The organism is Woronichinia naegeliana WA131 (assembly GCA_025370055.1).
GTDB classification, from domain to species: Bacteria; Cyanobacteriota; Cyanobacteriia; order Cyanobacteriales; family Microcystaceae; genus Woronichinia; species Woronichinia naegeliana.
On the sequence record CP073041.1, the window covers coordinates 1,248,279 to 1,264,369 of the forward strand.

12 protein-coding genes and 1 pseudogene are annotated in these 16,091 nt (G+C 42.2%); 3 read left to right on the forward strand and 10 right to left on the reverse strand.

What is annotated here, in order from left to right; translation table 11 throughout:
• Nucleotides 1-47: 47 nt before the first annotated feature.
• Nucleotides 48-254 (forward strand): hypothetical protein, encoded by a 207-nt coding sequence (locus KA717_06490; GenBank protein UXE62424.1) that lies wholly within the window; start codon nt 48-50, stop codon nt 252-254.
• A gap of 7 nt (nt 255-261) precedes the next feature.
• Here the strand turns inward: KA717_06490 and KA717_06495 are convergent, their stop codons facing one another.
• On the reverse strand, nt 262-873 hold the full coding sequence (locus KA717_06495; protein UXE62425.1) for a hypothetical protein: 612 nt from the start codon (nt 871-873) through the stop codon (nt 262-264).
• 461 nt (nt 874-1,334) lie between these two features.
• Complete coding sequence (locus tag KA717_06500) at nt 1,335-4,823, reverse strand: class I SAM-dependent DNA methyltransferase (GenBank protein ID UXE62426.1); 3,489 nt, start codon at nt 4,821-4,823, stop codon at nt 1,335-1,337.
• A gap of 227 nt (nt 4,824-5,050) precedes the next feature.
• On the opposite strand from KA717_06500, the gene hisF reads away from it, so the two are divergent.
• On the forward strand, nt 5,051-5,815 hold the full coding sequence (hisF, locus tag KA717_06505) for an imidazole glycerol phosphate synthase subunit HisF (GenBank protein ID UXE62427.1): 765 nt from the start codon (nt 5,051-5,053) through the stop codon (nt 5,813-5,815).
• 4 nt (nt 5,816-5,819) lie between these two features.
• On the opposite strand, the gene purD is transcribed toward hisF, so the two are convergent.
• Nucleotides 5,820-7,121, reverse strand: coding sequence for a phosphoribosylamine--glycine ligase (gene purD / locus KA717_06510; GenBank protein ID UXE62428.1), 1,302 nt, complete (start codon nt 7,119-7,121; stop codon nt 5,820-5,822).
• 180 nt (nt 7,122-7,301) lie between these two features.
• On the opposite strand from purD, the gene KA717_06515 reads away from it, so the two are divergent.
• Nucleotides 7,302-7,712, forward strand: coding sequence for a DUF1830 domain-containing protein (locus tag KA717_06515; protein ID UXE64570.1), 411 nt, complete (start codon nt 7,302-7,304; stop codon nt 7,710-7,712).
• A 37-nt stretch (nt 7,713-7,749) separates the two neighbouring features.
• On the opposite strand, the gene KA717_06520 is transcribed toward KA717_06515, so the two are convergent.
• From KA717_06520 to KA717_06550, 7 genes and pseudogenes are all read right to left on the reverse strand, one after another.
• Nucleotides 7,750-8,709, reverse strand: coding sequence for an inorganic phosphate transporter (locus KA717_06520; GenBank protein UXE62429.1), 960 nt, complete (start codon nt 8,707-8,709; stop codon nt 7,750-7,752).
• A 161-nt stretch (nt 8,710-8,870) separates the two neighbouring features.
• Complete coding sequence (locus KA717_06525; GenBank protein UXE62430.1) at nt 8,871-9,521, reverse strand: DUF47 family protein; 651 nt, start codon at nt 9,519-9,521, stop codon at nt 8,871-8,873.
• Nucleotides 9,522-9,627: 106 nt separating this feature from the next.
• The gene (gene cobI, locus KA717_06530; protein ID UXE62431.1) at nt 9,628-10,341 is read right to left on the reverse strand and encodes a precorrin-2 C(20)-methyltransferase; all 714 of its coding nucleotides are present in this window, start codon (nt 10,339-10,341) and stop codon (nt 9,628-9,630) included.
• Nucleotides 10,338-10,967 (reverse strand): precorrin-8X methylmutase, encoded by a 630-nt coding sequence (locus KA717_06535; protein UXE62432.1) that lies wholly within the window; start codon nt 10,965-10,967, stop codon nt 10,338-10,340. Before KA717_06535 ends, cobI begins: the two co-directional genes overlap by 4 nt.
• A 59-nt stretch (nt 10,968-11,026) precedes the next feature.
• A complete protein-coding gene (locus tag KA717_06540; protein ID UXE62433.1) occupies nt 11,027-11,605 on the reverse strand; it encodes a Uma2 family endonuclease in 579 nt (192 codons plus the stop codon).
• Nucleotides 11,606-11,646: 41 nt separating this feature from the next.
• On the reverse strand, nt 11,647-13,620 hold the full coding sequence (locus tag KA717_06545) for a bifunctional aldolase/short-chain dehydrogenase (GenBank protein ID UXE62434.1): 1,974 nt from the start codon (nt 13,618-13,620) through the stop codon (nt 11,647-11,649).
• 760 nt (nt 13,621-14,380) lie between these two features.
• Nucleotides 14,381-15,718 (reverse strand): annotated as a pseudogene (locus KA717_06550) (IS5 family transposase).
• Between the last annotated feature and the right edge of the window lie 373 nt (nt 15,719-16,091).

Genomic DNA, 16,091 nt, shown 5'->3' on the forward strand with positions numbered 1-16,091 from the left:
CTTTTTTCAGCAAGCCCTATTTAGGGCTGGGAATATCCCAGACTGGAATGAGTATTAATACTCGTGAATTATTGGAAATAAAAAAGGGAAATATGGGTAAATATAGATTAGAAAACAACGGAAGAAATAGCGAGGATAAAACTATCAATAGAAAAAACAAAAAAAAGACACCAACTAATTCCGAATTAGAGGTATCTTACCAATTAAAAAAGCTTTACGGATTAAAAACTGATCCTATTGGGATTGATGGCTAGGATCGTCCTATCTTGCTGGGCCACCGTAACCACCAGTCAGTCCAACTCCGCGAGTTCCCGCTCCAACTCCGTGAAAACCAGGGCCAACTCCACCACCCGCACCAATCCAATCAATAAATAAAGCCGTTGCACCGCCTGATTTGGGCAGTTCGCCTTCAATAATTTTATATTTGTAGATTAGATCTTTGCCTTCCATCACAGGATTACTGATTTCGATCACAGCCAATGTATTTTCTTTATTGTTGCCTTCATAGACAGAAAGGGTGGCATTGGGGGGATCATTTTTAAAGTTGTCTGACCCTGCTTTTGCTGTCCATTCATCGAAATAGGCGGGCATGGTCAAATTTCCTGCTACTCGTTTTGGGCGATCGGAAAAATATAAGGTTTGTGGATTAACATTGACTAAACGCAGGGTTTTGTCTTCAGAATTTACCTTTAGATCTTCCGACGTTTGCACAAACATTAACTGTACTTTTTGAGCAGAAGCGGTTTCTTGTTTTGTAGGCGCATTTTGAGCAGAGCTAATAACAGGAAATCCCCAGTTAGTTATTGTCAATAGAGCAGTGGCCAGAAAAAGAACAGGACGAGTCGAGTTGTGAATGATTTTTATAGAGTTCATGGTGAAATTAATCCTTAGGATGGATTTTGGTTAAAGGCGATCGCATCAATTTAATCTCATTATAACGTGATCGCACCTTGCAAAAAGATCATCCCTCAAATGATAGCTTCCTAATCTCACAGTATAGTGATCGTCTCATCTAATTGAATCCTCGCAAAAAGAGATCGCCTTTTCAAAACGTTCCTCTAGACAGTACTTAAACCTTTGAATAAAACGTTCAAGACGTTATGCTCTAAGAGGCTAAAAACTTAACTTTTCGGAAGGATTGAAAATTCTAAGTCAATCACTTATCATAGAAGTATTACAGTTAAGGCAATACATTGCACTTAAAAGAGGAGAGTCATTGAGATAAACAAATCTTAATCGAAGAATAGGAGAATAGGAGAATAGGAGAAGCATTGCAGCGATCGCCGCCAAAACGCTTATCAATTGTATAAATTAATCACCGTTAGAGAAGCGATCTAATTTTGTTGTAACTCAGCCGCATAATAGGATTTTTTGCTACTTTCTTCATGGCTAATAATAAGACCTAATTCTTCAAGAATTTCTAAGCAATTGGCAATAGCTTTTGTCTTTTTCCTCCCTGAAAATTGGCTATCAATTTGCTCGATTGTCCATTCTCGATTTTGGGTTCGTAATAGTTCCCGAATGGCAGTAAGTTGTTCTTTAAAAGTAGTGGGGAATTTCTGAAGTTCGACGGGAGTAATTGGTGCTATATCTTCGATTTCGATTCCTTCAATTTCAGGTTGAGTCGTGATTTGATCAGGAGCTTGATAGTCGGGACGAAGCCAACGAATCAGCCCATTTTTCTCTTCTTCAGCCCGTTCCAAATTGAGATCAACTAAACGCTCTAGGATTTCGCCCTCCGTCAGATTTTCAGGCCAACCGTAGGCAGCAAAAACCGCCGTATCTAATTCGTCATGGATTTGTCTAAGGATAGAAACTAAAGCACGGTTATTATAGGCTTGATCTGGTGCAGAAAAAGGTTCTTCTTTTTGCATTTTCTCAAGCAAATTATACATTCCTGTGAGGGTAATATCGGGATGATTAGTCTGGACAGTTTTACGGTGATTGTCTAGTCTTTCCCCTAGGTCTCGAATTTGTTGTTTTAAGGTTTCAGAGGGAGTAGGAAAAGGAAACTTCATAAAACAATCACTATGATTATAATTGGAATCATTTCCTACCCCTAAAAAAGCTCCCGTCCTTAATGACCATAAAACATGAATTTGTGAAGATAAAATCCCTAAATAATAACTATCGTCTAAAGTAATAGCAATCAATTTTGCATCCGGCAGAATAGCACTATTTAAAAATGTAAAAATTCGATGTTTTGCAGTTCGACAAGTTGCAATATAACGAGTCAGTGATTGCAGTGACTTTCTAAACTCTGGTCTTTTTTCAGCAAATAGCCACCAATGCTCTCGATTAGCTTTTCTCTTCTGTTGATCTCGAATCGGTTTAACTTTATCTAAAAGAATTTGGTACAAAGCAGGATACTGTAAAAATGCCTCTTGCTGAGTAATTCCATAAAAATCAATTACCCATCTATTTTGAGGATTTTGAACTAAATCTCGACCGATGAGATAAGGCTTGATAACTTCTGGTAATTGGTGAGCTTGAATACCTAAAGATTGTAAGTCTTCTTTTGTTAACCTGAAACCTTCGCCTGATAAAATAACTCCTTGAAAGGATAATCCCAGATTCGCTTGTAATCTGATTAATTCTTGGGTATTTTCACCAATCGTTAAATTAGTATTAATCTTGCCAATATTATTTGAAAATTCAACTTCACTAACTCCCTCTTGATCGGTTATTTCTTGAGTTGAAATTAATAAATTACCTTGGTATTCTCCTAAAGCACAAGCAGTCATGGCCACTCTAACGGCGGCTCCATCTTTCGTATCTACCCAGGGATGATCGGGAATAGCAAAAATTAAAGATAGACCTTTATCCTGAGAGAGATAATTTTCAACAACTCTTCGATTAAAAGGTTGGGTAATGCTATTGGTTGTAATCAAACCAAAATGTTTAATTTTTCCCTCTGTTAATAACTGAGCGGCTTTGTTCCACCAATACATCACTAAATCAGCAGATTCAGGTACTTCCTTATAAACTTTTCTTAAGGTTTCGACATAACCATCTCCTAATAGATGTCGCATTCTTTTATTGCCAATAAAAGGCGGATTAGAAACAATATAATTAGCTTCTGGCCATAGGGCGGGACGGGGACGAACATAATGCAAAATCTTTTCTTGATCATTCGGATCAGGCACTTCTTCTCCAGTCACTGGATGCTTAATCGTTTTGCCCCCCCAGCGCGTTCTTACCTTACCTGTTTTCGGATCAACCGCCGTTTTAATTTTATCGTAGGCTAACACCGCATCTCGAAATTCAATGTTTTTATATTCACGCAAAACAGGCTCAATCGGAGGCAAGGTTCCAAATAAGCGGAAATGCCATTGTAAATAACCAATCCAAATCACTAAATCAGCGATCGCGGCTGCCCTGGGATTAATTTCAATGCCTAAAAATTGCGAAGGATTAACCTTTTCAAACTCTAATTTTAACTGAGATTCTCCTGTTACGGTTTCCAAACGATTAAAGACTTCTAACTCCAAAGTCTTCATTAAATCCAAAGTGACATAAAGGAAATTACCCGAACCACAGGCAGGATCAAGTACCTTAATTTCCCGTAATTGCTTTAGGAAATCCTCTAAAACAGTCTTTGCTAAACTAACTTTTTCTTCCTGACTTGCCTCGGATTCCGTATCTAAAATATGCTCCACTTCCCCTTGAATTAACTGCCATTGTTCCTGTAACGGCTCAATAATAGTGGGACGAACCAAACGCTCCACATAGGAACGAGGAGTATAATGCGCTCCTAATTGACTGCGTTCATCGGTCTCTAAAGCCTGTTCTAATAAGGTTCCAAAAATAGCAGGCTCCACACTTTTCCAGTCCCGTCCTGAAGCCGATAATAAAATTTCTAATTGTTCTTTTTTTAAATTAAAAGCCGTAGCATCCGAAAATAAATTACCGTTAAAACGCAGGAATTTATCAAAGGCAAAGTTTCCTCCTGTATTCATTACTTTCCAAAGTTCTTCAACCTCTTCCTTAAACTTGTAAGGCTTATCTAGCCAACGATCTTTAAGACGATTAGTAAAAATATGATCGGGTAATAATTCAATATCTTCTGCGAACATTGTAAAAATACAACGCATTAAAAACTGAGCCACTTCCTGGGGATCGCGTTTTCTCGGTTTTGTGTCAACTTTATGGGCTGGTGGCATTTCATGTTCTAACATTTTTGCTAAAATTGCCAAATCAGCAGCCACTTCCCTAGTTACTTTGGCCGCGATCTTCTCTGGATTTAAAGATTGAGGATCGGAAAAAATCTTAACAAATCGCTCAACAATTTCTGGTCTTAGTAAATCTTGAAAATCAATATATTCACCACTATCATAGGTTCCATAATTGCCATTCGCACTTAACCAATAGGGATTAAAATCTTGCCAAATGCGAAAATGATTACCAATATCACAAACAATTAAAAATGGCGGTTTAACGGGGGAAAATCGCGCATAATTCAGAGCTTGGGCAAAGGCTTTTTTCATCGCTTTTCGATAACTATTAGTTCCTCGTTTGCCCACGCCTTTCGCACTCAGATCACTTCCTTGCTTGGCCTCTAAAACAAAATGGCCTTCTTTGTAAAGATCAATAAAATTAGGCTTGATGATCACCTCACCATCAGGGGGAATAACCCTAATGTCTTTATCAAAACAAAAGCGATCGCCTTCTTCTGTACCTTTCGGTCGTGGTTTTTCTACACCTAACACCTCACAAAATTCTGTTAGAAATAATTGATAATTGGCCCGTTCATTGCCGCTTGCTTTTTGCCAACGGGTAATAAATGCTTCCATTCTTTGGCGATTATTTTCATCCATGATCATTGATTAAATTTTACTAATAATCCTTATAGAAAATATTTTAAGACTGAATTATACCACTTTATGCTTGCTATCAAGAAAAGCGATGCAGGCGATCGCGGTTAGTTTTCTCGTCTGTCTATCCTAATCTAAAATCCTAAAAGTTTTATAGCACTTTACCTAGACACTTACCCTACGATACCATCAAGTAAGTGTAGAATTATTAACCTTTTTGTTTCCCCAACCACCCTATGTTAGCCAAACGAATTTTACCTTGTCTAGATGTCAACGCCGGTCGAGTGGTGAAGGGAGTTAATTTTGTTGACCTCAGAGATGCGGGGGATCCAGTCGAATTAGCAAGACTGTACAACAAAGCTGGAGCTGATGAACTGGTTTTTCTCGATATTACCGCTACCCATGAACAGCGAGACACGATTATTGATGTGGTCTATCGCACGGCAGAGGAGGTCTTTATTCCTCTCACGGTGGGAGGCGGCATTCAAACCTTAGCGCATATTAAAAATTTGTTACGGGCAGGAGCGGATAAGGTTAGCGTTAACTCCTCGGCGGTCAAAAACCCTGCTTTTATTAATGAAGCCAGCGATCGCTTTGGGGCGCAATGTATTGTAGTGGCTATTGATGCCAGACGGAGGCATGATCCTCAAAATCCTGGTTGGGATGTCTATGTGCGAGGAGGACGGGAAAATACAGGGTTAGATGCGATCGCCTGGTCCAAGGAAGTGGAACAACGGGGGGCCGGAGAATTATTAGTCACTAGTATGGATGCCGATGGCACTCAAGCCGGGTACGATCTGGAACTAACGGCCACTATTGCCAACCAGGTGGAAATTCCGGTCATTGCCTCTGGAGGAGCCGGCAATTGTCAGCATATCTATGAAGCCTTGACCGAGGGAAAAGCAGAGGCGGCCTTGTTGGCTTCTTTACTTCATTACGGACAATTAACGATCGCCGAAGTTAAAAACTATTTACAAAGTCATCAAGTCCCCGTCCGCTAAAGGGTTAACGATTTAAAGCCCGTTGACCAATATCTCGTCGATAATAATGACCCTCAAACTCAATCTGAGCCACCGCTTCATAGGCACGGGCGATCGCTGTTCCAAAATCATCGCCGAGGGCTGTCACCCCTAAAACCCGTCCGCCATCAGTGAGCAGTTGACCTGACTGTGAACAGGTTCCGGCCTGAAAAACGACTGCACCCTGGGCTTCGGCTTGATCCAGTCCCGTAATGACTTTGCCTTTTTCGTAGGAGCCAGGATAGCCCTGGGAAGCCATCACCACACACACAGCACATTGTAATCCCATTTTTGTATCACTCTTGGGATGATCCTGCGATCGCCAGGTGAGAGGGGGAAATTGGGCCAGGCGTTGCTCCGTACAAGCAAAAAGAACCTCTTCTAGGGGCGTTTCTAGGAGCGGCAGAATGGCTTGGGTTTCGGGATCGCCAAAACGACAATTAAATTCCAGAACCTTGATCCCCCCTGTGGGACTGATCATTAAACCAGCGTAGAGAACACCACAATAATTAATCCCCTTTTGTCGCAAAGTATCAATCGTGGGTTGCAAAACCTCCCTGGTAATCTGTTCCAGGAGGGCTGGGGGAGCGATCGGGGCGGGTGCATAGACTCCCATTCCCCCCGTATTATTGCCCGTATCTCCTTCTCCAATCCGTTTATGATCCTGGGCTGGTAATAGAGGACGTACCGTTAATCCGTCACTCAAGGCCAAGACGGAAACCTCTTCGCCGACTAAACATTCTTCCAGTACCAGTTGATCAAAACCCGCCGCAAACAGTTCAGCGATCGCCCTTTTTGCCTCGGCCATGGTTTCTGCGACAATAACGCCCTTGCCAGCCGCTAATCCATCTGCTTTGACGACAATGGGGGCTCCTTGTTTTTTTAGATAAGCTTGGGCCGCAACCTGATCCGTAAAGGTTTCTCCCAGGGCCGTAGGTACTCCTGCCTCTATCATTAAAGCTTTTGCCCAGGATTTACTGGCTTCAATACGCGCCCCTGCCTGGGTGGGGCCAAACACCCGAATTTGCTGAGATTGAAGATAATCAACGATCCCCAAGGCAAGTGGGACTTCAGGGCCAACGATAACTAAATCAATGACCTGTTCCAGACAGAATTGGGCAATGTCTTCAAAATCTTCCAAATTGAAAGAAACATTTTCACATTTTCTTAATGTTGCCGTTCCACCATTCCCAGGCAAACAATAGCATTGCGCGACCTGGGGAGATTGCACCAACTTCCAGGCGATCGCGTGTTCCCGTCCGCCATTGCCCACGACTAAAACCTTCACGCTTATTGACCTTTTTAAACGACTATCTAGATTTGACTACTCGATAATAGCGGTTGATCAGGCCGCTGCGATAAATAACAAGAAAAAATTTGATTGTAATTATCTTTACAGCTAACGGGGATCAGCCAGTGCTAGTTTATAGGGGCAATGAAAACTCAGTTTAACAATCTCCCAATTATTATGGCTCAGATCCTTGATCCTGTACCGAGCGGTCAAAGGGGTACAATCCTATGCTGCTATGTGAATGCTACTAGCCACATTCAAATTGCCCGCATCACCAATATTACAAACTGGTATTTTGAACGGGTTGTCTTTCCTGGACAACGTTTAGTATTTGAAGCCCTTGCCGAAGGTCAATTGGAGATCCATACCGGCATCATGGCTAGTTCGATTCTTTCCGATACGATTCCCTGCGAGCGACTTTGTATTAGTGACGGCTTGGATGATGACTTGGACGAGGATACTAAACCCCCCGGCAAAAACCCTACGTTGACAGTTAAAAGCGTAGTCGCTTCAGCAACGATACCCGCAGAACCCCTCGTTATTGCTACTTATTATTCATCGTCTCAGCTAGAGCCAATTCTTGCCTAAAAAATGAGGGTAGGAGAGGGGAGCCAAACAACCCATCCTATCTCAAATAGACGGGTTGATCAAAAACATTTTGAACGACAAATAAGAGTATAAAACTAATCACGGCAGCCATAATGGGGGTGGAAATCCAACTGGAGACGATATCTTGTAAGACTCGCCAGTTAATTTGTCTAGCTCCCTTCGCGCCTTTCAATAGGCCCACACCAATCACTGCCCCCACAGCGGCCTGGGCACTGGAAACCGGAATGAGTGGAATGGGGGGAAGGCCCCACTGGATGAATAAATGTTGCAAGCTACTGGAAGAGAAGATAAAGAGGACAATAAATTCTGCTAAAACAACCACAAAAGCACCGATCGGGTTTAAAGGCATCAGATTATTTCCCACTGTCATCATCACCTTCTGGGAATCTGTATAGACTCCTACGGCAATGGCGATCGCCCCTAATAAAAATAATTGTTGAGCCGCCGATATTTCTCCGAGATGACCCACCGCGATCGCTCTAAAGGGATCTGACGGGACAAATACACCCATGACATTGGCAATATTATTGGCCCCTAGCGCGTAGGAAGCCATCGCCCCCACCACAATTAATCCCCAACGGGTATAACTATCCAAGCGCAACAGATGTAACTTCTGACGCTGGAGTCCCCAGGTAATACCTTTATAAAGCATCGCGCTAAACAAACCACTTAAGGCTGGACAGGCAATCCATGTGCCAACAATCTTTAAAACCACAGAAAGATTAGTGGGAGAACCACTAAAAAAATTCCAGCCAATGATGGCTCCTACCACTGCCTGGGAAATGGATACAGGGATATTTAACTGGGTCATCCAATAAACCGTTAAAGCAGCCGCTAAGGCCACAGTGAATGCTCCCCCCACCGCATTAACGGCTCCTAATTCGGTTAACCCCTGAGTTGCTCCGGCTCCACCAATCACCGCCCCTAAAATAACAAACACACTGAGGATCAAGGCTGCCGTTGAAAAACGCACCATCTGGGTACTAACAGCTGTTCCAAAAACCGTTGAAGCGTTATTGGCTCCCAGAGACCAGCCTAGAAAAAGGCCACTGGAGAGAAAGAAAAAAACGATTGGTGAGGTCATGAAGACGGTTAAGTTTCCAATAAATACAATAAATGCAAAGAATACTAATAAAATTAATCTGCCCGCTTAATCGCATAAATGGCCAGCCATTCACTCACTTCTTCGGCATTATCGGCAATTTCATCAATAAAATCGATACTATCTCTAAGGTGCATTTTTTGCTCTAGTGGTAAATCAGATTCAAAGATTTTTTGCTTTAATCGTAATCGAATGGTATCCGCTTCCGTCTCATAGAAACTAACCTGGGAGGTGTAGTCACGCGCACGAATGGGATCACGGAAATAAAAGCGGGCTGCTAAAATAATGGTTTCTACACTTTTGACCACTGCTTTCGTTAAATCAATAAAATCTTGTTTATAAATATCGGGAATCTGCGGCTTTTCAATGAGTAATTCCTGAAAGCTATCTTCACAATTGTCAATCAAAGAATAAAGATCCTGTAATAAACTGAGGACATCACCCCTGGTATCAGGAATTAACATTTCCGTATAAAGTTCAATGCCAATTAAACGACGTAATTCCTGGCTTCGACGTTTGACTTCAATAAGTTGTTGTAATTTTTGCTCACAATTCTGGTCAGAGCAACAATCGCGAAGATAGGAAATAATTCCTAATTCAAAACCCATGGCTCCTTCGGAAATTTTATCTAAAAAATCTTCCATTTGGGCAATAATAAAGCGAGTTTTTCCAAAGATACGGGGCATTTCTCTTGTCATTATTTGAATTTCCTGACTCTTCCTGATTTCTTTCACTTGACTATCATTATACGCCTAGCGATCGCATCAGAATTAACCCAAACCAGACAATCAACTATGCAAATTCAGAGCTAGACTGTTGACTGGGAATAACAATTAAAGACCAGTAGGGAACCTTGGCCGGATCAACTTCAGTAATGGGAATAATGCGTTGGTTGGGATAACTTGCTTGTTCAATATACAGCGATCGCGCTAAAAGTCCCAGTTCTGCTAGGATTGTTCGAGTTTTTAAAAAGTGCTTACCTAATTTAATAATTACTGCCGCATCAATCTGGGCCAGGCGATCGCGGAGATGGTTTTCTGGCAAGGTTGCGGGAATAATACTTAAAACATCGTTGCGGTAGGTAAGAGGTACGCCCAAGATCGCTGCACTGGCTAAGGTTGAGGAAATTCCTGGTACTACTATCGTCGGAAATTGGGGGGCAAGACGCTCAAAAAGATACATAAACGTACCATAGAGCATAGGATCACCTTCACAAAGCACTGCCACCGATTGACCTTGGGTTAAACATTCAGCCAATTTTTCGGTAGCCAGGTCGTAATAGGGTTGAGCAGAATTTTTTGTACTAAAAGGTAAGGGTAAGGGAATTTCTAATTGTTCTGAGCGGATAAACTCGGCCACAATGTCCCTGGCCACACTCCTCCCCTTTTCCGAAGTTGGGTAAGCAATTACCGGCACAGAAGTCAAAATTCGATAGGCTTTAAGGGTTAATAGTTCAGGATCACCGGGCCCAATCCCTAAGCCATAAAGTTGTCCTAATTGGCTCATAGTTCTGTCTCCAGGGCCAGGGCATTAACCGCCGCCGCCGCGATCGCACTTCCGCCCCGACGACCTTGCAGGGTAATAAAAGCCACCCCTCGACTATTGGCCACCAGTTCCGCTTTTGATTCGGCGGCTCCCACAAATCCCACCGGAAAACCTAAAATTAAGGCAGGTTTAGGAATACCTTGATCGAGCAATTCTAAAAGATGAAAAAGCGCAGTGGGAGCGTTACCAATGGTGACAATGGCATCTTTTAAATGGGGTTTCCATAATTCAATGGCAGCAGCAGAGCGGGTATTATCAATTTGTTGGGCGATCGCGGGGACTTGGGGATCATTCAAGGTACAAATAATGGGGTTACGGGCCGGTAAACGAGAACGAATAATACCATGAGCCACCATTTGAGCATCACACAAGATAGGAACCCCCGCTTTGAGTGCTTCTCGACCAATTTTTACCGCTTTTTCAGAGGCCGCGATCGCCGACCCAATATCTGTCATTCCACAGGCATGAATCAACCGAACCGCGATCGGAATTAAATCAGCCGCTAGATTTTCTAGATTCGCCTCAGCCCGAATCAGGGCAAAAGATTGACGGTAAATATCATCGCCATTGCGAAGGTAATTGATCATTAAATTGTTATTGGTTTAAACTTTATTGAAAAGCCTGTTTAAAAGTCAACCTAGAGTCTCTAATCGTAACGGGAAAGCCGCAGGCAAAATCCAGGCAATACAGTTTCTCCCGATAATGCTGCCGGCAAATTGTAAATTTCCACTTCCTGCTGTAAACGATAAATTTCTACTTGTTGTTGTTGAGGATTAATCAACCATCCTAACAGGACTCCTGCCTCCTGATACTCTAGCATTTTATATCGTAAAGTTTCTAATTTATCGGTAGCAGATCTTAATTCGATAACAAAATCTGGTGCTAGGGGTGGAAATTTTTGCCGTTGTTGTTGGCTAAGGGCCAGCCATTTTTCTCGTCGAATCCAAGCAACATCAGGAGAGCGATCAGCACCATTAGGTAACTTAAAGATGGTGGATGAGCTAAAAATAAACCCTAGCCCCGTTTGCCGATTCCAAATTCCCAAATCAATCAGAAGATCAGCTTCTCGATTACCACTTTCTCCCCCGACGGGTGACATAATAATTAGATCTCCTTGGGTTGTGCGTTCAAATTTTAATTCGCGATTATTTTGACAAATATTGTAAAATTGCTCATCACTTAGAGCAACCTGATTTAGGCTTAAAGTAAGAGGACTAGTCACCATAAATTCTGCCTGCAATCCCTTAGAAAAGACTAACTTAAAATTTAAACCACTCGTTCATTTCCCCCATCAATAGGAACCTGGGCCGCAGTGGTTTTGGCAAATAGGGGGCCACACATTTCAGCCGCTAACTCTGCCACATCCTGACTGGTGATTTCTACTTTCAGTAAATTATTGGTTTTATACTCCTCTACGGTTAAACCGTAATGTTTAGCCCTGGCTTGCAAAACTTCTTCCGTCCAAATCCCTGTATCAAACACCGCATTGGGATGAAGGGTATTTAAACGAATGCGATCGCCGCCCCATTCCAGAGCCGCCACACGAGTTAATTGATTTAAAGCCGCCTTAGAAGCAGAATAGGCTGCCACACCAGGCCCCGGAGCCGGAACATTTTTGGAGCCAATCACCACCACTCGTCCAGAACGGGGAGCTAATTTGAGGAAGGGATAACATTCTCGTAGCAGCATCAAATTGGAGTCCAGGTTGATACTCATCACCCGTTGCCATTCTGTCCCAGAAAGTTCGCTAATCCGACGGGCTGGCGGAAAAATTCCGGCATTGAGAATCAGCATATCCAAACCGCCAAACTGATTCAGTCCTTTTTCTAAGGCCTGTTTAAAAGCAGTTTCATCAGTGAGATCACACTGAATGCCTAAAACATCCGATCTTTTATAGCTCTGCTCAATAGCCGGTTGAATATCCAGGGCAATGACCGCCGCCCCCCGTTTTAAAAGAGCATCCACACAGGCTTTGCCGATACCAGAAGCGGCCCCCGTTACCAAGGCGATTTCCCCTGTAAATGGGGGAGTCTTACCTCCCTGTTTCAATTTTGCCTGTTCTAAGTCCCAATATTCCATGGCAAAGAGATCCTGGGCGGATAGGGCCCGATATCCTCCTAAGCCTGTGGCCCGTTCGATGATTTCGATGGTGTGCTGGTAAATATCGGCGGCGATCGCTGCACTTTTAGCGGTTTGACCAACGGTGCAGAGTCCCAGTTCTGGATCGAGAATAATCCGAGGAGCCGGATCGAGCATGGTTTTAGGTTCCGGTGCTACGGCTGCCTGGGTCTGAAAATAGGTTTTATAGTTTTCTACGTAAGTCTGTAAATCGCGGCCAATCAGAGGCAAACGTTTGGTGCGAATAATATGGTCGGGAGTGGCTGGCCCCTGTTGGGCAATTTCAGCCAGATCGGAACGTTGGGCAAAGGCTAAACTGCGATCATCAACTTGACGATTTAAAATAACAGGAAATCCGGCAGCGGCGGAAACCTCCGCCCGTAGATGGGCCAAAACATCACCCACAGATTGCTCCTTTTTTTGAGGAGGATGGCTGGCTAAATGCCAAGCTCCCTGACCATGCAAATACTGTTCAGCCAGATCCACCAGATAAATCATGCGTTCATAGGCCTCTTGAGCGGTTTCCCCAAAGGAAAAGATACCATGATTCATCAACACCATCCCAATGGTTTGTTCTCCGGCGATCGCTGCAAAACGTTCGGCACAAAGACGAGCCAGATCAAAGCCTGGCATGACATAGGGAATAATAACGACCCGATCGCCATAAACCGCTTGAATCCGTTCTAATCCCTGGTCAGTATTGGTAATGGTCACTACCGCATCGGCATGAGTATGATCCACAAACTTATAGGGTAAGGTGGCATGGAGAATGGTTTCTACTGAGGGAGTGGGCGCACTGGCGCGGGTCATCTGGGTTTTTAACTCATTGACCATCTGGGGATCGGAAAGACTGGGCAATTGGGCCAATTTCAACAAATGGGCTATCCGTACCGGCGAAAAACCTGCTTCTTCAATGGTGGCCAAATCCCAACCACTGCCTTTGACATAGAGAATTTCTTCGACTTCTCCCACTAAGTTGGTTTCTCGAATTTTGACTGAAGTATTACCGCCACCGTGAAGTACTAAGGAGGGATCACGCCCTAACAGACGGGAAGTATAGACTCTCTGACCTAAATCACCACTGTAAAGGCTTGCTTCGCGCTCATCCCACAAACTTTTCATAACGTTTAATTTAATTAATTTTTAGGGTTAGTTTTTTGATACATTATGGAGAGTTATACCTTAAAAAGGGAGTTATTAAAACCCCCTACAATACTTTTTTTGCACTAATAGAACGTCAACTTTATTTTGATGGGTTGCTAGATTCTCAAAGCCTTGCCAAAATAGACTTACGGGTTCTTGTAGCCCCTCATTTCAAGCTTGACAGACCACTAGTCTATCCCTAACCTTATCCAAAGCCCAGTAACGTTTCTTACAAGCATAACCCACAGTTTTCATAATTACCAAATTACCAAATCCCTTAGATATGGCAGACTTAGGAACCACAAAGTTAGTTAGGCCCTACATTGCCTAAAAAAGAGGTATGACAACAAAATTGGGCTACCTGTAAATAATTCGTTGATAGATTATCCTGTGAAACGGTACGATAGGGCTTTCGAGCTCGCGTCAGATGTATACCTCGCACGGTGATAATTTGCGTTTTTTAGTTCAGCCCCCCTAGCCCCCCAAGTTTTGGGGGAACCATTCTCTATTTAGGGCTTGCTGAAAAAGTCAAAAAACGAAAGAAATGTGGGTTAGGGAAGTATGGACTGAAAAAGCATAGATAACTTATCCTTATGGAAACAAATCAAAATACAGATTTTGTTTAATCTATTGTTCCTTTCTGTCTAAAAAGGTCAACACAAATCACTCCTCACAAAAGAGAGGAAAATTAACACCATTTTTCACAAGAAAAACGACTCTACAACTTTTTACTTTTTGTCTTCTGAAGTAGAGTAGAAAGATTCATTACCAAAAAGTTCATCGCAATTACCGTTTCCGAGGTCTCAGGTAGTTTGGCCATCACTCGACCAAGACTAAATTTCCTCTTTCCCTGTCCGAATTTACCCTCAATGGCATTACGCACTCTTTCATCTGAGCGTGCCTCTTTCTTTTTTTCTTTGCTCACCTCTTTCGGCGGTCTTCCCAATCGGGGACCACTCATTCTTATATCCCTTTCTTTACAATAAGCTCGATTCGCTTTTGTTCGATAGATTTTATCCACATGAACCGATTCCGGATAACATCCTGTTTCCCTTTTATATTCTTCTATTCGCGCTTGTAAATCTCCCGATTCGTTGTAATTATCCCAACTTAATTTGTCTAAGAAGACAAAGCCATTCACATTACTTGCCGATATTTTAGCTCCAAACTCTACTGCTTTTCCCGCTTTTCCACGCACTATTGGACGCACGTGAGGTTGGCTTACACTCACAATTCTGTTTTCTACTTTATTTGTCTTTTTTTCATACATTTCTAACTGTTGCTCATACACTTTTCCTATCGTTACAAGCTCTTCTTGCTCTTTTTTCGTTAGTTTTTCTAACTTTGCTCCCTCTTCTATCATTTTTTCTATATCAGACAAGTTTCTTTTTATATATCCTAGTTGTTTTTTTGTTCCTTTTCTTCTTTCTTTTTTTGACACACGACGTTTTTTTGCTATGGCTAAGTACTCTTTTCTTGCCACTTCCCTATAAGTCCTCGGCTTTTCTTTCCTTTTCTCTTTTATTTCTTCATACAGCTTATCTATTATTTTTTCTGTTTTTTCTCTGGCATCATTCAATATTCCTATATCCGTTGGATATTTTATATCTGCTGGTGTACAAGTCGCATCTAACAATAACTTTCCTTCATTTTCTTTTTTTTCTGACGCTACACCCGTCGCTTTTTTTTCTATTTCTTTATTAATTTTATTTATTAATTCCATTCCTATTTTTTTACGAAAATGAACCATCATTGACGCATTAAATGCTTCTTTGCTACTATAGCTTTCCATTCCTATAAAGTACTGTAAATAAGGGTTCTCTTTTATTTGTTCTACTGTTTCTCTGTCACTTTTTCCTGAAATTTCTTTGATAATTAATGCTCCTAATGCCATTCTAAATGATTTGGCTGGGGCTCCTTTTTTTTCTGTGAAGTTTTTTGCATATTCTTCCTCATATTCTTCCCAAAGAATCATTTTTGACATTTCTATCCAACGATTTTCTTCGTCTAACTGCCCGCCGAACAGATTTTTCAAGTTTTCTGGTGTTTCAATTGAGTACTGTTGCTTTCGGTACATCTGCTTTCTCTCTTCTTAATGCAATGGTTTTGAGGCATTCTACCCTATTTTCGTGCATTCTAGCGGTTCTTAATTCGCCTACTATTTTTCTCCGTAAAGGTTTCAGCTTTTTTCAGCAAGCCCTATTTATCGGTTTCAAAGTCCCCCAGCATTGGGGGATTCAGGGGGCGAAAATCTCAATCCATGACCGTGCCAAGTATAATCAACGAAAATTTTACAGCAAGAAGAAAATTGATTTAAATAACAGTGATATTCGGCTGGACAGTGGGAAGTTCTCGATGCGGGTAAGTGGAGAAAAGAAAATCGGACATCCGATACCAAAGAGTGCCGTTATGTCCGAAACTGGCTGATATAAGAAAATCGATAGCCAGTG